Genomic DNA, 20170 nt, shown 5'->3' on the forward strand with positions numbered 1-20170 from the left:
AACGTACAGACGGGACCGCGTGGGTCCCGTCTGGCGATGCCTGGGCGGGACGCGTGCTTATTCGTAGCGCAGCGTGAACGGCAGTGATGCGTTGGCAATCCCGGGAACGATCGCGCCCGTACCGTTGCGGACATACATCGCACGCAGGTTCATCGTCCCCTTGCCGTTGGCAATGTTTCCGGTGACCGGAGCCTGACTGCTTTGGATGTTGATCAGCTTTTCATCCTGGAACAGGGCAATGGCGACCCCTGCTGCGGCGCCGGTGCCGCCGGCGATCTTGAGCGTTCCAAGTGCCGTGTTGTCGATGTCGCTGTTCTTGGCATTGAAGGACACGGTAAATTTCGTGGGGGCGCCACCGCCGGTGCCTCCCGATTTCGCGTTGCCGCAGTCGAAGGTCAATGTGACATTGGCGCCGGTGCCGGCCGGCACGCCTGCGCCACCGCTGAATGCGGTGCCTGCGGTTCCGATGTCCGTTGCGGCCACCGTCCCCAGGTTGACTTCGATACCGTCGGTTTTCGCGGGCAGGTTCGCGACACCGCCCGACACTGTGGAGCTCGAAACCGAGCAGCCCGTGTCGACGATCGTCCCCTTGAAGTTGATGGTGTTCGCTGACTGCGCGGACGCAGTGAAAGGCAAGGCAGCAAACAGAGTGGCGACGAGGGCAAACTTTTTCATAATGGGCACCGTTTGAGTCAAGGTTGGCTCGGTGCAAAAACAAATGCGTTGCCAGTCGAAGTGTTGGCGGCGCGTTGTCTGCATCGATGGTGAAATGATGCAGGCCACGGGAATCCCCGAACATCGTAAAAAATCTAAAAATCAGAATGTTGTCAGAGGTCTGTCTGCCAACGCGCCGATGCCTGGAATTTGGACGAATTACGATTTTCACGTCTGACGTGGATGACTCACCATCGGCGCACTCGCCGCGCGTCCCGACTGTCCTTGCCCATCCGATCCTCTGTCGGGACTCTCCCCCGGCGTTGATGCTGCCCGCTACTGGCGCGGCCCGTCATCGCCGGCCCTGGGGGCGGTGCGAGATTTCCGAGAAAGAACGTGCTCAGTTCCGAACCCCCTGTGGGACCGACTTGCCAATCCGATGACCGCAGTGCGTCCCACCAGTCGTTCCTGTATCTCAGTGGCGTGGCGTTGACGATATGCAGTCTGCTCGTGGTCGCGCTTGTCAACGACCCTGGCAGCCCATCCCGGATTGCGCCTGACCTTGCAGTTGCGGGCCTGGCCACTGTTGCGTTGTGCTGCACGCGTGCCGGCCACCCTCGTGCCGCGGCGTTGCTGCTGATGTGGAGCGTCTGGGCGGCCTGCAGCCTGCGCCTGCCGATCACGGGTGGGCTGGCGTCCCCCGCGCTGCTGACGTATCCCCTCGTGATCGGGTTGACAGCCCGGCTGGCGGGCAGATCCAATGCGCGGGCGCTCGCCTGGGCGTCGGCTCTTGTCGTCGTGATGCTGATGGTGCTTCATGTGACACAGACGCTCGTGGAACCGCTTTCGCTGGCGGGGCACATGACCGTTCCTTACGCCGCGACATTGCTCGCGTTGTCGGCATGGACGACCTGCTGCCTCGTTGTCGCGCAGAAGCGTCAGTTGGAGCAACTGCGCCGACGGCTGGACGAGTCGCAAGTGCTGGAGCGCGAACTGAACGCGATGCGAAGGGCGGTGGAAAAACATCCGGACAGCATTGTCATTACCGATCGGCGGGGCCGGATCGAATACGTGAATGATGCCTACCTGAAGCGCGCGGGGTGGCGACGCGACGAGGCGGTAGGCCATCTGTCGGCAGTGCGTTCGAACAACGGCTTGAGCGTTCTTCAGAAAGCGAGCCTGGACACTGTCCTTGCACGAGGTGAATGTTGGGCCGACGAGGTCATCAACCGTCGCCGGAGCGGCGAAGAGATCGTAGAGGCGGTCACTGTCGTGCCGCTGCGCAGCCTGACGGGCGACACGACCCATTACGTCGAATACAAGGAGGATGTCACCGAATTGCGTCGGGCTACCGAAGAAATGCGCCGGCTGAGCCGCTACGATCCGTTGACCGGCCTGCCGAATCGGCAATGGCTATTCGAGCGGCTGTACGCGATCCATGCAGTGGAAGGCGGCCAGGCATCCCGGCCACGTGTACTGTTGCTGCTCGACATCGATCGCTTCACCAGTTTCAATGAGCTCTACGGAATCGCAACCGGCGATCGGCTGTTGCGCACCGTGGCGACGCGCCTTCGGCGGCTGGCGGGCGATAGCGCCGCGGTCGCCCGAATTGCCGCCGACGAGTTCGCCGTGTTGCTTGAGGACGTCGACGCAGACCCTCGCCGGGGCGAACGTGAAGCGCGCACGATGGCCGAGGCATTCATGATCGAGTTGCAACGGCCCTTGATGTTCGAAGATGAACCGTTGAGCGTCAACCTGAGCGTCAGCGTCGGTGCGACATGTTTTCCCGTGAGGCCTCACGACACCGCCGAGGCTGCCTTGGGGCGTGCCAGCACTGCGCTGCGCCGTGCACGACTGTCGGGAGACGGACGTCTGGCCATGTTCGAGCCGTCCATGGCCGAAACCGCCGTGAGGCGCTCGCGCCTGGAAGACGAGTTGCGGCGCGGCATCCTGGCGGGCGAATTGCAGTTGTATCTGCAATTGCAAGTGCGCCCGGCAGGGGAGGTGGCCGGTGCGGAAGTGCTGGTGAGATGGCAGCACCCCCAGGACGGCTTGATCTCCCCTGCGGCGTTCTTGCCGATCGCGGAGGCAACGGACCTCATTCTCATGCTCGATCGATGGGTGTTGGCGCAGGCGTGTCTGTTGCAGTTGCGGCTGAAGGCGGAAGGCCGTCGGATGCGGTTGTCCGTCAATGTCAGCGCTCGGCAGTTCCAGCAGGGCGATTTTGCCGAGCAGATCATTGACACGCTTGACCGGACCGGCGCGGATCCTGGGTTACTGACGCTCGAGCTGAATGAAAACGTGTTGGTGGCTGATCCTGATGACGTGCTCGCGAAGATTCACAAGCTATCGGCGTTCGGGATCGAATTTGCGCTCGACGATTTCGGCACGGGTTTTTCGTCGCTCTCTTACTTGAAGCGCATGCCTATCCACGAGATCAAGATCGATCGGTATTTCGTGCAGGATGCGCCGGTGGATGCCGCGGGGGCTTCGTTGTTGGAAAGCATTTTGCGCGTGGCGCACAGCTATGGATTGCGTGTGGTGGCGGAGGGCGTCGAGACGCTTGAACAGGCGCAATTTCTGAGAGACCGTGTTCCCGACATCATTTGCCAGGGCTACCTTTTCCATCGGCCTGCGCCGGCATCCGACTGGCTGGAGCCGGTCTCGGGTACGTCGGAGGTGGCTGCCAGCTGACGGTCTGCGACGGGCTTACGGTACACTCTTCACTATCATGTCCAAGTGCTTGTGGCGTCTCCTGCTCACCCTTTCGTTGCTGCTGACCTTGCCGATGCAGGGGTATGCCGCTGCGCGGATGACGGCATGCGACGCGGTCTTGGCCGGTGCCTTGGCAGGTGCGGGGGCGCGGTCGATGGCCCATGACGCGGGTCGGCGCGACATGTCTGCGCATCATGAGGACGTGCACAACCCGTCGCCGCACAATGGCCTGCAACGCGGCGCAGTTGAGCGCCACGGCATGCAACACGACGGCATGCATTACGACGGTATGCAACACGACGGCATGCAACACGACGGCATGCACCACCCTGGCATCCAGGGCGGCACACACGGTGGCGCTGACGACGGGATCCAGGGTGGCACACACACCGCTCATGGCGCCAGCTGCATGGGCTGCACGCCGTGCAGTCCTGGGGCGGCGCCGACTTGCATGAGTCCCATTACCAGTCCTTCGGTCTCGTTGCGGGTCATCCCCACGCTTCTTGTCGCACCCGCATCGCCCGACCTGGCGCTCCCCGAGCGCCCTCCCCAAGCTTTCCTCGCGTAGCGGATCGACTCCTCCTGATCGTCGCCGGCGCTTCGCGCCCTGGCACCGGCTGAGTCATTCCGCGTTCGTTGCGTTCGTTCCTGTCGTTGTTGACGACGGCGGGTTCCCACGACGTTCCGTGAGGACATCATGTTTCATCCCATCATTTCATCCATCCAGGCGTGGGCGATAGCGCTTGCCGTCGGGGCGACGAGTTCTGCGTCGGCTCAGGCAGTGCTGCCTGCCACGGCTTCGCCTGCCGCGGCTTCGCCCGCCGCGGTCGCTGCACCCGCACCCGCACCCGCACCGGCAGGTGTACCCGCAACGGCGACCGCGCCTGCGCCTGCCTACCGATCGGCATTCGACGACTACCGCAGTTTTGCCGATCAGCCTGTTGGCGGCTGGGCAGCGGCCAACCGCGACGCGGCCGATATCGGCGGCTGGCGGGCCCATGCCAAGGCGGCGCATGCGCCTGCCGATCGCGGAGCCGTAACGCCGCCCGGTGGTAGAGGCACAGCCCCAGCGGCAGCTCATGGCAGCGATAGCGTCCGCCATCCTGCAGATCTCCAGCATGCCGGGCATGCCGATCAGACTCCCTCGGCAACAGGGGCCCGCCCATGACCGCGCTGCGAAGATCCCCCACGCCGGCCCGAAGTTTTCCACGCACAGCGTTGGTCCTTGCCCTGACATTCGCCATGGCTGGCTGCGCTTCGGTGGACATTGACCGGGTCGTCGGGACCAGCAATGACGACGCTGCCGACTTCACCCTGGGGGAATTGCAACTGGCGCGCACGCCCGCCCAGCAGCGCGACCGCGAAGCCGCGGCGCAAGGCCTGCTCGCCCAGCCCCTGGACCAGAACGCCGCAGTGCAGCTGGCGCTGCAGAACAGCCCGCAGTTGCAGGCCTTGCTGGCCCAGGCGTGGGCCGATGCGGCCAATGGCGCGCAGATCGGCCGGCTGCCGAATCCGGTGTTCGACTTCGAGCGCATGCGCACGGTGGACGAACTGGAGTTTGGCCGGTTGCTGGCCTTTGGTCTGCTGGATCTGATTACCTTGCCGCAGCGCTACGGCATTGCACAGCGGCGGACGGCGCAGGCCACGCTTCGTTTGACGCGTGACGTGGTGGCGCACGTGACGCAGGTGCGGCAGGCCTGGGTTCGTGCAGTGGCCGCCGAACAATCGGTGGCCTACGCCAAGCAGGTGAACGATGCGGCGCAGGCGAGCGCCGAGCTAGGGCGTCGCATGCAGGCGGCGGGCAATTTCAGCCGTCTCGAACGGGCGCGTCAGCAGGCGTTTTATGCGGACGCGGCCACGCAGTGGGCGTCCGCCAGGCAGACTGCGACGGCCACGCGCGCGCAGCTGGAACGGTTGCTGGGGCTGACCGAAGCGCAGGCCGCCCGGCTGCAATTGCCGGCGCGTTTGCCGGATCTGCCCAAGACGCCGACGTCGCCCGAGCGTGCCGCCAGCACGGCCAGCGCGGCGCGGCTGGACGTGCGGCTGGCGCAGGCGTCGTATGAAGCGGCGGCCCGGGCGCAAGGATTGACGCGCATCACGAGCCTGACCGACATCGAACTGGGCGTGCGCCACGACACGATGTTCGACCGGGGCGAGGGCGGGTCGACCCATCGCAATGGCTACGAGGTGAGCGTGCGACTGCCTCTATTCGACGATGGCAGCCTGCGCCGTGATGCGATCGGTGCGCAGACACTGGCGCTGACACATCAGCTCGAAGCCACCTTGCGGGCAGCGGGCAGCCAGCTGCGCGAATCCTATGGCGCCTACCGGACGGCGTATGACATTTCGCGCCACTATCACGACGAGGTGGTGCCGCTGCGCAAGCTGATCGCCGAAGAAAACGTGCTTCGCTACAACGGCATGTTCATCAGCGTGTTTGAACTGCTGGCGGACACCCGCGCGCAGGTCAACAGCGTGATCGCCGCGATCGATGCGCAGCGCAACTATTGGCTGGCCGATGCCGCCTTGCAGGCGGCGATCGTCGGCGTGCCGCTGTCGGGCAACACGGCGCCGACCGCCGGGGTCGCAGGAACGCCAGGCGGCGCCATGCTGGCCGCACAAGGAGGCAGCGATGCGGCGCATTGATTGCACAAGCCAGACCTCGATTTCCATCAATCCTTCGCACAGGAGGGCGGCATCATGACCTCCCGCAGAGCTTTTCTGAAATCCGCCGGCCTGGCCGGTGGCGCGGTGGCGGCCGGCGGCGTCAACCGGGTTGCACTGGCTGGCCTGCCTGAACTGGTCTCGCAGACGTCCGCCGCCACCGCCGCGCCTCTGGTACCGGACACGGGCAGGCCCTATCGCCCGGTGGTCACGCTGAACGGATGGAGTTTGCCGTGGCGCATGCAGGATGGCGTGAAGGAATTCCATCTGGTGGCCGAGCCCGTGGTGCGCGAAATGGCGCCGGGCATGAAGGCGCACTTGTGGGGCTATAACGGCCAGTCACCGGGTCCGACGATCGAGGTGGTGGAGGGTGACCGCGTGCGTATCTTCGTGACGAACCGGCTGCCCGAGCACACCAGTGTGCATTGGCATGGCCAGCGCCTGCCCAACGGCATGGATGGCGTGTCCGGGCTCACGCAGCCCAGCATTCCGTCGGGCAAGACCTTCGTGTATGAGTTTGTCGCACGCCGGCCCGGCACCTTCATGTACCACCCGCACGCCGACGAAATGGTGCAGATGGCGATGGGCATGATGGGCACCTGGATCACCCATCCCAAGGCGCCGCATCCGCTGATCGACGAGGTGGATCGCGACTTCGTGTTCCTGCTCAATGCCTACGACATCGATCCCGGGTCGTACACGCCCAGGATCATGACCATGCTGGACTTCAATCTGTGGACCTGGAACAGCCGCGTGTTTCCTGGCATCGATTCATTGAACGTGCGGCAGAACGACAAGGTCCGCATTCGCGTGGGCAACCTGACCATGACCAACCACCCCATTCATGTGCATGGCCATGAGTTCGTCGTGACAGGCACCGATGGCGGGCCGACGCCGCGTGCGGGGCGCTGGCCGGAAGTCAGTGTGGATGTCGCAGTGGGCCAGATGCGGCAGGTGGAGTTTGTTGCGGATGAGGAGGGCGACTGGGCGCTGCATTGCCACAAGAGCCATCACACCATGAACGCGATGGGGCATGACGTGCCCACGATGATCGGTGTCGACCATGGCGATGTGGCGCGGCAGATCACCGGGCTGATTCCGGACTACATGGTCATGGGCGAACGCGGCATGGCCGACATGGCCGAGATGGAAATGCCGCTGCCCGACAACACCTTGCCAATGATGTCAGGCACGGGGCCTTTCGGATCGCTGGAGATGGGCGGCATGTTCAGTGTGTTGAAGGTACGACGGGATCAGCCGCGCAACGACTACCGCGATCCCGGCTGGTTCAAGCATCCACTCGGAACGGTGGCCTATGAATACACCGGTGTCGTGCCCGAGCCTGCGCGTGCGCGTCCGGCCGCCATGCCGCCCACCGGTGCCGGCGCCGCGGGTGTGGATGTCCGAATCCGCAAACCGCAAGGCCATCAGGGTCATTGATCAAGGAAACTATCTCATGTCCAACTTTCCACATTCCGCCGCCAAGCTGGCCTTGGCGATGTTGATCTTCACCAGCACCGCGGTGTCACCGGCCTGGGCCGCTGGCCAACATGGCGGCGGTCATCCTGAATCGCCCATCGGCCAACCGGGTGTTCCGGCACAAGCGTCGCGCACCATTGACGTCGAGATGACCGACACCATGCGTTTCCACCCGGCGCGGCTGGACGTCAGGAAGGGCGAGACGCTGCGGTTGCGGGTCAAGAATTCCGGCCAGATCAAGCACGAACTGGTGCTGGGCACGCAGGCTGAATTGCAGGCCCATTACGAGCAGATGAAGCGCTTTCCGGGCATGGAGCATGAAGATCCGTCCATGGTGAGTGTTGCGCCGGGACAAATCGGTGAGATTGTGTGGAAATTTACCGAAACGGGAACGGTAGACTTCGCGTGCCTTCAGCCCGGGCATTTCGAATCCGGCATGGTCGGGCACGTCGCGGTGGCGGGCGGGGCGGGCGATGCCAGCAACCAAAGCGCGTCCTCCGCGCGCCCGACCGGGGCCGCGCACCGGCATTGAGCCCGGGCAGTATCCAACGTTCAGTGCACTGACGTTTGGCACCCATATCTTTCGCGTGACGAAGCGCTGCCCACTGAAATTTGCGCGGTGTTCTGACCAGGTCCGCCGTGTACTGATTATTTCTGAACCTCTGTTTATTTCTCTTAGCTTTCGAAGGATGAAGATCATCATGTTTGAACAACGACGTCTCGTGCAATGCCTGCTCGGCGCCGTGCTCGCCACCGCGGCCGTATCCACCTTTGCCCAGCAACCGCGCATGTCGCCCGAACAATTGGCCATGAACCACGTGCCGGCCGAAGCGCCCAGCTGGGTCGAAGGCGAAGTGCGTCGCATCGACGCAGACAACCGCAAGCTGACACTGCGTCATGGCGAAATTCGCAACCTCGACATGCCTGGCATGACGATGGTGTTCCGTGTCCAGGAAGGCGTGGCGCTCGACAACGTCAAGGTCGGCGACAAGGTGCGGTTCACGGCCTTGAACGACAACGGCCAGGTCGTGGTGACGCAGTTGCAGTCCGCGAACTGATCGCCGCCGTCCGAATCACAGCGGACCGTCAGCTGCGAACCGGTGACCGGGGGGCCAGCACTGCCGCTGGCCTCGACCGAACCGCCCCTCCTTGCGCGCACGGGTTTGGTGCCGCCCGGCCCCGATCCGGTGCGGCGTTCACTGAACGCGTCCACCAGCGCCGAGCCAGCCAAGGCCATTCCCAGTACCAGCACCCGCTGGCATATCGTTTGCTTTGCTTCCCACCAGAGTAGAAGCAGTTAGCACGAGCCACAACGGGCGCCGCCCCGCATCGGCTTGTACGGGACATTGCTCTCACGGCCTTCGTCGGTCAGATCGACGCGCGCCGTGCGCCGCCATGGCGGTTGTATGCGACAGCGATCGTGTGCAACAGGGCTTCGAGATGTCTTTCGGTCAGACCGTGATCCCGATTTCCTTGCACCCGCGATCCATCCATCCAGCCGCTGGCGGGGAGCGCTCGCGTGCCGGCGACATCCGTGCCGCGATGCGTTGATCAGCGTTGAGCTCTCAGCTTTCAATTGGATGGATTCCCCATGCTCGTGACCCAACAACCCGTATTGCGCCGTTTCTGGTATGCCCTGGTCCCGCTGACCGATCTCGATGACGGTCCCAAGCCTTTCACCCTGTTGGGCCAGCCTCTGGTTTTGTGGAAGAACGGCGAAGGCGAGCCGGTTGCCCTGGAAGACCGGTGCTGCCACCGCACCGCCAAGCTGTCCAAAGGCTTTGTTGAAGAAGGCAGGATCGTGTGCGGCTATCACGGCTGGACCTTCAACGACGCCGGTGCCTGTGTGCGCATTCCGCAAGCGGCTGACAAGCCCATTCCAAAAAGCTGCCAGGTCAAATCCTTCCGCTGCCAGGCGAAATACGGCTATGTATGGGTCGCGCTGGATGATCCGTTGCAGCCGATTCCCGACTTTCCGGAAGACGCGGATCCGGCCTATCGCCGCATCTTCCAGTTCTATGAAAAGTGGAAATCCAGCCCGCTGCGCTTCATGGAAAATTCCTTTGACGCTGCCCACTTCAGCTACGTGCATCGTGCCAACTTCGGCATTTACGAGCAGCCCAAGCCGCAGGTATTCGAGATCAAGGAGTCCGAATGGGGCTTCGAGGCGCACACCATCGTGCCGATTCGCAATCCCGACAACGGCTTTCGGGTGACCGGCAGCAGCGAGCCTTTTACGGAACGCCACCTGTACAACCGATGGCACATGCCGTCGGTGCGCCGCTTCGGCTGCATCTACGCCCAGACCGGCCGCCATCACATCATCTACAACTGCGCTACGCCCATCGATGACGGCACGATGGTGCTGGTGCAATGGCTGTACCGCAACGACACCGAGGCGGACTGCTCGACCGAAGAACTGATCGCCTGGGACCAAGCCATCGTCGACGAAGACCGCGACATCCTGGAAGCGACCGACTACGACGCCTGCGTCGACACCAGCCGCCGCGTCGAACAGCACATGGAATCCGACAAACCCGGCCTGCTGATGCGCAAGATGCTCCTCGGCCTGCTGCACGCCCACGGCGAAGAAGAAGTCTATAGGCGGTGATCCCCCCTGGGCGCTGCGCGCCTCCCCCCAGGGGGCGGCACTGGCGGACTGGCGGAGCCAGATCCGCTGTGCCCCAGGTGGGCTGTGGCAACAAGTCGAGGCGGTGTTGCGCCTGAGGTGCTGACGTTTGAGGGAGCCGCCGCATCCCTGCTGGGCACAGCGGATCTGGCTTTGCCAGTCCGCCAGTGCCGCCCCTGGGGGAGGCGCGCAGCGCCCAGGGGGTACAATCAACTGATGAATGTCCGCGAATATTATGAACACGCGCTGGCCGAGCGCGGTTTTGCCGAAGATCCCGCTCAACGCAAGGCGATTGATCGGCTGCAACGCTATTACGATGAATGGGTCAGCTTCAAGGCGTTGCGTTCAAGCGCGATCAAGCGCTTGCTGAACCGGCCGGGCGTGCCACGCGGCGTCTATATGTGGGGCGGTGTGGGTCGCGGCAAGAGCTTCCTGATGGACGCCTTCTATGCCACGGTCCCCGTCAAACGCAAGACGCGCGTGCACTTTCATGAATTCATGCGCAGCGTGCATCGCCAGCTCGACGACGTGAAGGGCATGTCCGACCCGCTGGACGAAGTGGCCAAACGTATTTCGCGGCGTTATCGCCTGATCTGTTTCGACGAGTTCCATGTATCGGACGTGGCCGACGCCATGATCCTGTACCGCCTGCTGGTCGGGCTGTTCGCCAATGGCACGTCGTTCGTCATGACGTCGAACTACGAACCCAGCACCCTGTACCCCGACGGCCTGCACCGCGACCGCACCTTTCCGGCCATCAAGCTGATCCAGGAAAAGATGGACGTGCTGAACGTGGATTCGGGCACCGATTACCGCCGCCGTATCCTCGAGCAGGTCAACCTGTATCACACGCCGCTGGATGCTGCCGCCGACGCTGCCTTGAAGAAGGCCTTTACCGACATCGCGGAAACGTCGCTGGACACGCCGGTGCTGCGGATCGAACACCGCGAAGTCCACGCCAAAATGCGCGCGGGCGGGGTGGTGTGGTTCGACTTTGCCACCCTGTGTGGCGGACCGCGGTCACAGAACGATTACCTGGAACTGGCTAGCCAGTTCCACACGGTGATCCTGTCGGGCGTGCCGCAGATGGGTCCGCGCCAGTCATCCGAAGCGCGCCGGTTTACCTGGCTGATCGACGTGCTGTACGACCACAAGGTCAAGCTGATCATCTCGGCAGCGTGCGAGCCAGAAGGGCTGTACACCGAAGGCGCGCTGGCCAACGAGTTTCACCGCACCGTGTCCCGCCTGCTTGAAATGCAGTCGCGCGAGTACCTGGAGTCTGAACGCCGCGCCACCGTCGTGCTGTAAGCCGACCGCTTCCGTCAGCCGTTTGGCGCCCGACCTGCCACGGGTGCTTACTGAATTTGCCGGATGGCACAGACTTCGCAATCCTTGAATCATGGATAGCTAGTAGTCTGTGCCCCTTCGGGCAGGTTTTGAACAAAGGAAGACACGGCATTGTTTCATGTATGGGTGCGAGCGGCACTGACCACGGTCATCGTCTTGCTGGTGGTCGCCGCGTGTGGCGGCAAGGAGCCTTCGCAGCGGCAGGCGTTCATCGCCTTTTTGCAGACGCGCGTACTCGACGTGACCGGCACCCGTGTGCCCGAACTGACGCCGGAAGAAAAGGCCAAGTTCGGTCACTACGCCAATGATTATTCGATCATCACGCAATTTCATGCCGGGATGAACGCCAACGTCACCCGTCCGAACAATGAGCTGGCCAAGATCACGGCGCTGCGCACGGTGGGCGAGATCGTTGAGCAACGCAAGCAGATTGCGGACGCCAAGGCGCAGATGGCCAAGCTGAGCGCGGCGCTGGATGCCGAACAGCGCAAGGCCGACGCAGTGCATGCCAAGCTCAAGCATCCGGAAGACGTCAAGCCTGTGTTCGACGCGGCGTACGCCAAGCTCGTGACCGTGCCGGCCGAAGCTTACCGCGCGGTGTTTCCCGCCATCGACAACATGTTCGGCAGTTCGCTCAAGGTGTCGGATTACGTGCAGACGCACCGCAATCTGATCGACGTGGACGGCACCACCTTGCGCGTGGCGGATCCTGCCACCAAGAAAGAACTGGGCGCCTTGCTGGACCAGCTGACCGCGGACAGCGAGAAGGTCAACGCCGCGCAGCGCGCCATGCAGGAAGTCGTGCACGGCGAGTAGCACTCGCCCGGTAGCACCGCCGAGCAGCACCCGCCGAGTATCGCCTGCCGCCAGCGCGGCAACGGCCCTCAGGACTTGGGCTCGTCCCCGACCCATCCTTCACCCCCCGGCGGTCGCTGCAGCATGGGCCGGTGGAAAATCTCTCCCAACCCTGCGTAATACGGTCCGCCCAGGCGCGCGATCGGCCGCATTTTCACGCTGTCGACCCGGCTGCCGTCATAGATTTCCGGCGACAGATGGAAGGCGACGACCTCGCCAATGAACAGCGTATTCACGCCTCGACCCAGCACAATGACCTGGTCCAGCTTGCACTCCATCTGCACGGGCGTCATGGCAATGCGTGGCACCTTGATGCGGTGGCTGGGCAGCAGCGCAATGCCCAGGGCCTCGCATTCGCTGACGTCGGGCGGGTAGTTCGCGGCGCTGGCGTGCATGGTTTCCATCGTGCTTTCGGTCGCCACATTGACGACGAACTCGCCTGTTTCTCGAATGTTGCGCGCCGTGTCCTTGACCTCGCCCTCGCGCGCGGCGATGTTGATCGCAAGCATGGGCGGGCTGGTCGCCACGTAGTTGTAGGAGCTGAATGGGGCAGCATTCACGCGCCCGTCCGGCCCCAGCGAGGTGATCCATGCGATAGGCCGCGGCGCGGTGCACCCGATCAACAGCCGGTAGGCCTGCGCCGTGTCCAGGCCTTCGCCATCGACCAGGATGAAATCGTCCAAGGGAGAGGTGTCCGGGGCAGAAGCGTCCGGGGGCAGGCCGGACGGGCGCGATGGGCCCTTGAAAGTCGTCATGCGCGGCTCAGGGCGCCGTCAGGTTCAGGGATTTGAGCAGGGGCTTCATCGTGTTCAGGTCCTGCTGCACGAAGGTCAGCGTCTCTGGGGGCGTCTTCGTCATCAGTTCCACACCCTGTGTCGCCATGAATTTCTGGTATTCCGGGTCGGCGTTCACCGCCGCGACGGCCTTGTTCAGCGTCTCGATCACAGCCGGCGGCGTGCCCTTCGGCGCGGCCAGGGTGTACCAGGTCGACGATTCGGCGCCCGTCACACCGGCTTCGGCAAAGGTCGGCACGTCAGGAAACAAGGGCGAACGCTGCGCCGCGGCGTAGGCGATGGCCTTGATGCGGCCTTCTTTCAGGAACGCCTGGGTGGCCGACAGATTCAGCATGGCCAGTTGCACCTGACCGCCGATCACGTCTTTCAGCGCAGGGACGGCGCCGGGGTAGGGGATGTGGGTCAGGTTGATCCCGGCCCGTTGCTTGAGCAGTTCCCCGGCAAGGTGCGTGGCGCCGCCCGCGCCGGCCGACCCGAAGTTCAGCTTGCCCGGCGATGCCTTGGCTGCGGCGATCACTTCCTTCAAGGTATTGGCGGGCAGGGCCGGGCTGGCCACCATGATGATGGGCTGGTTGGCGACCACGCTGACAAAACTGAAGTCGGCAATGCCGTCGTATGCGATCTTTTCCATCAGCGGCGTGACGACGTGCGTGGCGGACGTGCCCAGCAGCAGGGTGTAGCCGTCGGGTTTGGCACGCGCAACGACGCTGCCGCCGACGGTGGCGCCGCCGCCGGGCTTGTTCTCCACGACGATGGTCTGCTTCAGGCGGGTTTCGAGCTGCCGGGCAAGCGCACGGGCCAGAATGTCGGCCGGGCCGCCCGCGGCGTAGGGATTGACCAGCGTGATGGCGTGATTCGGGTAGGCATCGGACGCCGCGTTGCCTTGCGCCACGGCGTGGGTGGCGGGCAGCATACAGAGGGAGGCAAGGGCGAGGGCGAGCCCGTGCCGCGATGCAGGAAAGTGGACCATGCGTGTCTCCATTATTGTCGTGATCGCGCGCCTTGCTCGTTTGGGCCAGGGCGGCGTCACGTCACAATACAGGCTGCCACCCCCTGCCGTGAATGCGCTGCGCAGCAATTCCGATATGCGAAACGGGACATGTCGCGGATAAGAAATGGCGGCACCGAAGTGCCGCCATTTTTCTGTTGGACGCAACCGGTCAGCGCTTCAGCTTGGCAAATGCCGCTGCCATCGCGCCGCCAGCCGGTGCGGGCGCCGAACCGCCCCCCGCATTGCGATCCCGGCCGCGGCCGCCGCCACCGCCCCCCGAGCGGCCCGCACCGGCATCGTCGCCGCTACGGCGCGCCACCGGCGCGTCGTCGTTCAGGCGCATGGTCAACGCCACGCGCTGGCGCTGCAAGTCGACTTCCTGCACCTTGACCGTGACGGTCTGGCCCACGCGCACGACGTCGCGCGGATCCTTCACAAACTTTTCCGCCAGGGCCGATATGTGCACCAGGCCATCCTGGTGGACGCCAATGTCCACGAACGCACCAAAGTTGGCCACGTTGGTCACGACGCCTTCCAGCACCATGCCCACCGTCAGGTCCTTCAGGGTCTCGACGCCGTCCATGAAGGTGGCCGTCTTGAACTCCGGCCGCGGGTCGCGACCTGGCTTTTCGAGTTCGCTGAAGATGTCCTTGACCGTGGGCAGGCCAAAGCGCTCATCGGTGAATTGCGTGGGAGACACGCCCTTGAGCGCATCCTTGTTGCCGATCACCGACCGGATGTCGCCCTGGATGCGCGCCAGGATGCGTTCCACCACGGGGTAGGCTTCCGGGTGCACCGACGAGCAATCGAGGGGATTGTCGCCGTTGGCCACCCGCAAGAAACCCGCTGCCTGCTCGAACGCCTTGTCGCCAAAACGCGGCACGTCCTTGAGTTTGGCGCGCGAGCGAAACGCGCCATTCGCGTCGCGCCACGTCACGATGTTCTTGGCCAGGGTGGCGTTCAGGCCCGACACCCGCGCCAGCAACGGCGCCGACGCGGTGTTCACGTCCACGCCAACGGCGTTCACGCAGTCTTCGACGATGCTGTCGAGCATCTTGGCCAGTTCGCGCTGGTTCAGGTCGTGCTGGTATTGGCCCACACCGATTGACTTCGGGTCGATCTTGACCAGTTCGGCCAGCGGATCCTGCAGCCGGCGAGCGATGGACACCGCGCCGCGGATGCTGACATCCAGATCCGGAAATTCATTCGCGGCCAGCTCGGATGCCGAGTAGACCGACGCGCCGGCTTCCGACACCACGATCTTGGTCAGCTTGAATTCCGGGTACCGCTTCATCAGGTCAGCGGCGAGCTTTTCGGTTTCGCGCGATGCCGTCCCGTTGCCGATCGCAATCAACTCGATCTGGTGCTTGCGCACAATGCGCGCCAGCGTTTCCAGCGAGCCTTCCCAGTCGCGGCGCGGCTCATGCGGGTATACCGTGGCCGTGTCGATCAGCTTGCCGGTCCGGTCGATTGCCGCCACTTTCACGCCGGTACGAATGCCGGGATCGAGCCCCAGCACCGATTTTGGTCCGGCCGGCGCCGCCAGCAGCAGGTCCTTGAGGTTCATGGCGAACACGCGGATCGCCTCGGCTTCGGCTTCGTCTCGCAGGCGCGAGAACAATTCCGTCTCGAAGCCCGGCAACAGCTTGACGCGCCAGGTCCAGCGGCAGACTTCGCTCAGCCACTTGTCGCGGGGGCTGGCATCCAGGCCGAACAGGCCTTTCAACTTCAGCACGGCGGCGATGCGCGCGACGCAGGGGTGGGGAACTTGCGCGTCCAGTTCGGGGTCCAGACCCAGGCGCAGTTCAAGCACGCTTTGCTGACGGCCGCGCATCAGCGCCAGGACGCGGTGCGAGGGCAGGGTACGCAGCGGCTCGTTGAAATCGAACCAGTCGCGAAAGTTCGCACCCTCGGTCTCCTTGCCGTCGGCCACCTTGGAATACACCAGGCCGGTGTTCCACAAGAAGGTGCGCAGGTTTTCGAGCAGGTCGGCGTCTTCGGCGAACCGTTCGGTCAGGATGTCGCGCGCGCCGTCCAGCGCGGCCTTGACGTCGGCCACCTCGGCGGTCACGTAGCCTGCCGCCAGCGTGGCCGGATCGGCCGACGCATCGGCCAGCAGGGCGTCTGCCAGCGGCTCCAGGCCGGCTTCACGGGCGATCTGGGCCCGGGTGCGGCGTTTGGGCTTGTAAGGCGCGTACAGGTCTTCCAGGCGCTGCTTGGTGTCGGCCGTCGAGATTGCCTGTTGCAGTTCGGGGGTCAGCTTGCCCTGGGAATCGATGGACGACAGGATGGCCGCGCGGCGCGTTTCCATGTCGCGCAGGTATTCAAGGCGGACCTCCAGGTTGCGCAGGACGGTATCGTCCAGGCCGCCGGTGACCTCTTTACGGTACCGGGCGATGAAGGGAACGGTCGCGCCGCTATCCATCAGTTCGATCGCCGCGCTGATTTGTGTGGCGCGCGCGCCAAGTTCTTCCGTCAGCTGGGCGATAATGCGGGATTGGGCTTGCGCATCGAGCACGCCGCCTCGGTCGGTGACCATCGACATCGAGTCTGTCCTACCTTGCAACAATGAAGCCGCGGATTTTGCCACAACCTATCCCTATGCCCCGAATCTCTTCCCGCTCTGTCATCGCGCCGTGTGACATTTCTGTCCAGGTCAACGCCTCATTTCCGGCCGGCGCGTCTCGCCCGCGCGCGGGCAGGCAGGGCGGCTGGGCCGCCGCGCTGCTGGCGGCGGCCGTGATCGTCGGGCTGCCGGGCTGCGCCGCGGTGGATTCGGTCATGGCCCCGCCGCCGGTCGAGCCCAAGGTGGTTGCGCCTGCGCCCACCTATCCCTCGGTGGAAGCCGCGCAGGCAATTGCCGATGCAGCCAAGGCCGAACGTGCGGCGGCGGTCGACACCCATACGGCGCGCGTGCGCGAGTGCATGCGCACTTTCTTTGCAACCAGCTGTGCCGACAAGGCGCGCGAACAGCGCAATACCATCACCGAGCGCGCCGATGTGACCCGGCAGCAGGCCGAGTTGTTCGTGCGCCAGGAAAAGGCGCGCATCCACCGCGAATCGCTGGCCGCCGAAAACGCCCGCCGCGACGCCCGCGACGCCGAAGCTGCCGCCGCCCGGCAGGCGGATGCCGTCCGGGGCGCCCAGCCGCCGGCGCGGCCAGCGGCCGGGGGCGCGGCGGCTCCGTCCAGGGGGCAGGCAGGCGCAGGGGCAGGCGCAGGAACCGGCGCCGCTGCAGCGCCGTCGCCTGGCTTGGCAGCACCCGGCCCGGGCACGTCGTTTCCGGCCGCGTCGTCACCTGCTGCAAGCGGCTCGACGGCAACGGCGCCTGCCCGCGCGCCTGCTGCGCCCGCGGCGCCGGCCAGCGGCTCCGCCGCCCGCACCGCCCCGGCAGGCGCCTCGCTCAGCGCCTCGGAACAGGCCGAAAACCGCGCCGCGTTCGAAAAGAAGCAGGCCGAAGCCAAGGCTTATGCCGATAAGCGTGCCGAGGAACGCAAAGAGAGCGAGGACAAACGTGAACGCCGCCGCGCCGCCCGCGAAGCCGATGCGGCAAAATTCAATGCTCCTGCCGCGACGCCGGCGACCCCTCCCACCCAGGGCAAGCAATGAATCTTGACGCTCAAGCCGTCGCCAGCCGCATTATCGAGCTGCAGACGGAACACCGTGACCTCGATGCCGCCATCGACCGCCTGGCGGCCGACCTGTCGATCGACGAGATCCTGTTGCGGCGCCTGAAAAAACGCAAGCTGCACATCAAGGACCACATCGTGGCCCTGCAGATGCAACTCGTACCGGACATTCCAGCTTGACTGAAACCCACGACGTCAGCGCGCTGTTCGCTGCCGACGGTCCGCTCGCAAAGAAGCTGAAGGGCTACCGGCCCCGCACGCAACAGACCGAGCTGGCCAACACCATCGCCCAGACCATCGCCGACCAGGGCACCCTGGTGGCCGAGGCCGGCACAGGCACGGGCAAAACCTTTGCGTATCTGGTTCCGGTGCTCGTGCACGGCGGCAAGGTGCTGATCTCGACTGGCACCAAGACGTTGCAGGACCAGCTGTTCGCCCGCGACCTGCCGGCCGTGCGCACGGCGCTCGCCTTGCCGGTCACGGCGGCGCTGCTCAAGGGCCGCTCCAACTATCTGTGCCATTACCACCTGGAACGCACGGTGCACGACGGCCGGCTGGCGTCCCGCTTCGAAGTGGCGCAGTTGCGCAAGATCGAAGTGTTCGCCAAGCAGACCCGCTTTGGCGACAAGGCCGAACTGGCCGACATTCCCGAAAACGCCGACATCTGGAACAAGGTCACGTCGACGCGCGACAACTGCCTGGGCTCCGAATGCCCGTCGTATCGCGAATGCTTCGTGATGCAGGCCCGCAAGGCCGCGGCCGAAGCCGACATCGTGGTGGTCAACCATGCCCTGTTCCTGGCCGATCTGGCCCTGAAAGACGAAGGCATCACCGACCTGCTGCCCGCGGCGGACACGGTCGTGTTCGACGAGGCACACCAGTTGCCGGCGGCCGCCACGCGCTTTCTGGGCGAGTCCGTGTCGTCGCACCAGTTGCTGGACTTTGCGCGGGACGCCACCGTGGCGGGCCTGTCGCACGCCCGCGAAAGCGCCGACTGGCCCATGATGGCCTCGGCCGTCGAGCAGGCCACCCGTGAACTGCGCCTGTCGTGCGCCGCCATCGAAAAGATGCCTGGACAGCGCAGCACGTTCGATGCGCTGCCCTCGATCGACGCGTTCAACGCCGCCTTGAAGGAAGTGATCGACGCGGTGCATACGCTCGGCCAGTGCCTGATGGCCGTGGGCGTGCGTCACCCCGACCTGGACATGGCGGGCAAGCGCGGGCCGGAATTGATTTCCCTGCTGGGCCGGTGGCGGGAAGGGCAGGTGCCCGCCGCGCCGGTGGACGACAGGCAGGTCAAGCTGTCCGATGGCCCTGCATCGGCCTGGGAAGAACCCGCCGTCGATGAGGCTGCCAAGGCAGCCGAGGCCCGCAAGGGCGACGGCTGGGTGCGCTGGATCGAAACCAGCAACAACCACATACGCCTGCATACGGCGCCCCTGTCGGTGGCCGAGGCCTTCTCGCAGTACCGTCCCGGCGGCCAGGCCTGGATCCTGACCTCGGCCACGCTGTCGGTGCACGGCGACTTTTCGCACTTCATCCGGCAATTGGGATTGCGCAACGTCACCACCGGCCTCTGGGAATCGCCTTTCGACTATGCACAGCAGGGGCGCCTGTTCGTGCCTCATGGCATTCCGGCGCCGCAGGACCCCAGGTACACCGAAGGGTTTGTCGAGGCGCTTATTCCTGTTCTGGCGGCCAGCAAGGGTTCGGCGCTGGTACTGTGCACCACGCTGCGCGCCGTCGACAAGGTGGCCGAGATGCTCGACAAGGAATTTCGCGCCCGGGGCTGGGACTGGCCTCTGTTCAAGCAGGGCGACCGCTCGCGGCGCGAATTGCTTGAACGCTTCCGCGTCAGCAAGCATGCGGTGCTGGTGGGCAGTGCAAGCTTCTGGGAAGGCATCGACGTGCCGGGCGATGCGCTGACCCTCGTCGCCATCGACAAGTTGCCCTTTGCGCCGCCTGACGATCCGGTGCTCGATGCCCGCATCAAGGCCTGCAAGGAACGCGGCGGCAATGCGTTCTTTGAATATCAATTGCCCGAAGCGGCCATCGCGCTCAAGCAGGGCGCGGGCCGGCTCATCCGTACCGAGTCCGATTGGGGCGTGCTGATGGTGGGCGATCGCCGGCTGGTCGAAAAGCCTTATGGCAAGCGGCTGTGGCGCGGTCTGCCGCCGTTCACGCGAACGCGCAGCCTGGATGATGTCGTGGCGTTCTTTGACGAGCGGTCACTGGGCAAGGGCCGGGCAACGTCTGGCAAAGACGATGCCGATGCACCCGAGGACGCCGCGGCGGTGGGCTGACCGCCGCGTGCCTGCCGGCCCCGCACGGCATCTGCCTGGCACGTCTGCTGCAGACGAAAAAAAACCGCATCACGATGCGGTTTTTTCTTTTGGCGCCAGAGTCGATGCCC

At 64.7% G+C, this 20170-nt stretch carries 15 protein-coding genes; 11 read left to right on the forward strand and 4 right to left on the reverse strand.

What is annotated here, in order from left to right:
• Window positions 1–57: 57 nt before the first annotated feature.
• Window positions 58–783: a fimbrial protein gene (locus tag IE116_RS01900; RefSeq protein ID WP_189609289.1), complete on the reverse strand. Its 726-nt coding sequence runs from the start codon at window positions 781–783 to the stop codon at window positions 58–60.
• Window positions 784–1164: 381 nt separating this feature from the next.
• Between IE116_RS01900 and IE116_RS01905 the strand changes: the two genes are divergently transcribed.
• The 8 genes from IE116_RS01905 to IE116_RS01940 all read left to right on the forward strand — a co-directional run bounded on the left by IE116_RS01905 (window position 1165) and on the right by IE116_RS01940 (window position 12304).
• The gene (locus tag IE116_RS01905) at window positions 1165–3348 is read left to right on the forward strand and encodes a putative bifunctional diguanylate cyclase/phosphodiesterase (protein WP_189609291.1); all 2184 of its coding nucleotides are present in this window, start codon (window positions 1165–1167) and stop codon (window positions 3346–3348) included.
• 1263 nt (window positions 3349–4611) lie between these two features.
• Entirely contained in the window at window positions 4612–6015 is a 1404-nt protein-coding gene (locus IE116_RS01910; protein ID WP_229827954.1) for a TolC family protein, read from the forward strand.
• A gap of 54 nt (window positions 6016–6069) precedes the next feature.
• Complete coding sequence (locus IE116_RS01915; protein WP_189609295.1) at window positions 6070–7473, forward strand: multicopper oxidase family protein; 1404 nt, start codon at window positions 6070–6072, stop codon at window positions 7471–7473.
• Window positions 7433–8044, forward strand: coding sequence for a cupredoxin domain-containing protein (locus tag IE116_RS01920; RefSeq protein ID WP_308428198.1), 612 nt, complete (start codon window positions 7433–7435; stop codon window positions 8042–8044). Before IE116_RS01915 ends, IE116_RS01920 begins: the two co-directional genes overlap by 41 nt.
• Window positions 8045–8213: 169 nt before the next feature.
• Window positions 8214–8570 carry a copper-binding protein gene (locus IE116_RS01925; protein ID WP_229827955.1) on the forward strand — a complete coding sequence of 119 codons (357 nt, stop codon included), beginning with the start codon at window positions 8214–8216 and terminating at the stop codon, window positions 8568–8570.
• A gap of 533 nt (window positions 8571–9103) precedes the next feature.
• Window positions 9104–10123: an aromatic ring-hydroxylating dioxygenase subunit alpha gene (locus IE116_RS01930; protein WP_189609296.1), complete on the forward strand. Its 1020-nt coding sequence runs from the start codon at window positions 9104–9106 to the stop codon at window positions 10121–10123.
• Window positions 10124–10357: 234 nt separating this feature from the next.
• A complete protein-coding gene (gene zapE, locus IE116_RS01935; protein WP_189609298.1) occupies window positions 10358–11449 on the forward strand; it encodes a cell division protein ZapE in 1092 nt (363 codons plus the stop codon).
• A 150-nt stretch (window positions 11450–11599) separates the two neighbouring features.
• Window positions 11600–12304, forward strand: a complete 705-nt coding sequence (locus IE116_RS01940) for a DUF3053 family protein (protein ID WP_189609299.1) — start codon at window positions 11600–11602, stop codon at window positions 12302–12304.
• Between the two features lie 68 nt (window positions 12305–12372).
• Here IE116_RS01940 and IE116_RS01945 read toward each other — a convergent pair whose 3' ends face one another.
• The 3 genes from IE116_RS01945 to IE116_RS01955 all read right to left on the reverse strand — a co-directional run bounded on the left by IE116_RS01945 (window position 12373) and on the right by IE116_RS01955 (window position 16673).
• Window positions 12373–13026: a flavin reductase family protein gene (locus IE116_RS01945; protein WP_189609301.1), complete on the reverse strand. Its 654-nt coding sequence runs from the start codon at window positions 13024–13026 to the stop codon at window positions 12373–12375.
• A 79-nt stretch (window positions 13027–13105) separates the two neighbouring features.
• Window positions 13106–14107, reverse strand: a complete 1002-nt coding sequence (locus IE116_RS01950) for a Bug family tripartite tricarboxylate transporter substrate binding protein (protein ID WP_229827956.1) — start codon at window positions 14105–14107, stop codon at window positions 13106–13108.
• A gap of 190 nt (window positions 14108–14297) precedes the next feature.
• Window positions 14298–16673 carry a Tex family protein gene (locus tag IE116_RS01955; RefSeq protein WP_189609303.1) on the reverse strand — a complete coding sequence of 792 codons (2376 nt, stop codon included), beginning with the start codon at window positions 16671–16673 and terminating at the stop codon, window positions 14298–14300.
• A 56-nt stretch (window positions 16674–16729) separates the two neighbouring features.
• Between IE116_RS01955 and IE116_RS01960 the strand changes: the two genes are divergently transcribed.
• From IE116_RS01960 to yoaA, 3 genes are read left to right on the forward strand one after another with little or no spacing between them, the layout of a single operon-like run.
• Complete coding sequence (locus IE116_RS01960; RefSeq protein WP_189609304.1) at window positions 16730–17737, forward strand: hypothetical protein; 1008 nt, start codon at window positions 16730–16732, stop codon at window positions 17735–17737.
• The gene (locus tag IE116_RS01965; RefSeq protein WP_179588064.1) at window positions 17734–17937 is read left to right on the forward strand and encodes a YdcH family protein; all 204 of its coding nucleotides are present in this window, start codon (window positions 17734–17736) and stop codon (window positions 17935–17937) included. Before IE116_RS01960 ends, IE116_RS01965 begins: the two co-directional genes overlap by 4 nt.
• The gene (gene yoaA / locus IE116_RS01970) at window positions 17934–20060 is read left to right on the forward strand and encodes a DNA repair helicase YoaA (RefSeq protein ID WP_189609306.1); all 2127 of its coding nucleotides are present in this window, start codon (window positions 17934–17936) and stop codon (window positions 20058–20060) included. The genes IE116_RS01965 and yoaA overlap by 4 nt, the downstream gene beginning before the upstream one ends.
• Window positions 20061–20170: the final 110 nt, after the last annotated feature.

The organism is Pigmentiphaga litoralis, from assembly GCF_014651835.1.
GTDB classification, from domain to species: Bacteria; Pseudomonadota; Gammaproteobacteria; order Burkholderiales; family Burkholderiaceae_B; genus Pigmentiphaga; species Pigmentiphaga litoralis.

Bases quoted from the DNA above. Each gene is read 5' to 3' on its own strand.
- IE116_RS01910 (WP_229827954.1), top strand. From the start codon at position 4,612: ATGGCTGGCTGCGCTTCGGTGGACATTGACCGGGTCGTCGGGACCAGC.
- IE116_RS01915 (WP_189609295.1), top strand. From the start codon at position 6,070: ATGACCTCCCGCAGAGCTTTTCTGAAATCCGCCGGCCTGGCCGGTGGC.
- IE116_RS01920 (WP_308428198.1), top strand. From the start codon at position 7,433: ATGTCCGAATCCGCAAACCGCAAGGCCATCAGGGTCATTGATCAAGGA.
- IE116_RS01925 (WP_229827955.1), top strand. From the start codon at position 8,214: ATGTTTGAACAACGACGTCTCGTGCAATGCCTGCTCGGCGCCGTGCTC.
- IE116_RS01930 (WP_189609296.1), top strand. From the start codon at position 9,104: ATGCTCGTGACCCAACAACCCGTATTGCGCCGTTTCTGGTATGCCCTG.
- zapE (WP_189609298.1), top strand. From the start codon at position 10,358: ATGAATGTCCGCGAATATTATGAACACGCGCTGGCCGAGCGCGGTTTT.
- IE116_RS01950 (WP_229827956.1), bottom strand. From the start codon at position 14,107: ATGGTCCACTTTCCTGCATCGCGGCACGGGCTCGCCCTCGCCCTTGCC.
- IE116_RS01955 (WP_189609303.1), bottom strand. From the start codon at position 16,673: ATGTCGATGGTCACCGACCGAGGCGGCGTGCTCGATGCGCAAGCCCAA.
- IE116_RS01960 (WP_189609304.1), top strand. From the start codon at position 16,730: ATGCCCCGAATCTCTTCCCGCTCTGTCATCGCGCCGTGTGACATTTCT.
- IE116_RS01965 (WP_179588064.1), top strand. From the start codon at position 17,734: ATGAATCTTGACGCTCAAGCCGTCGCCAGCCGCATTATCGAGCTGCAG.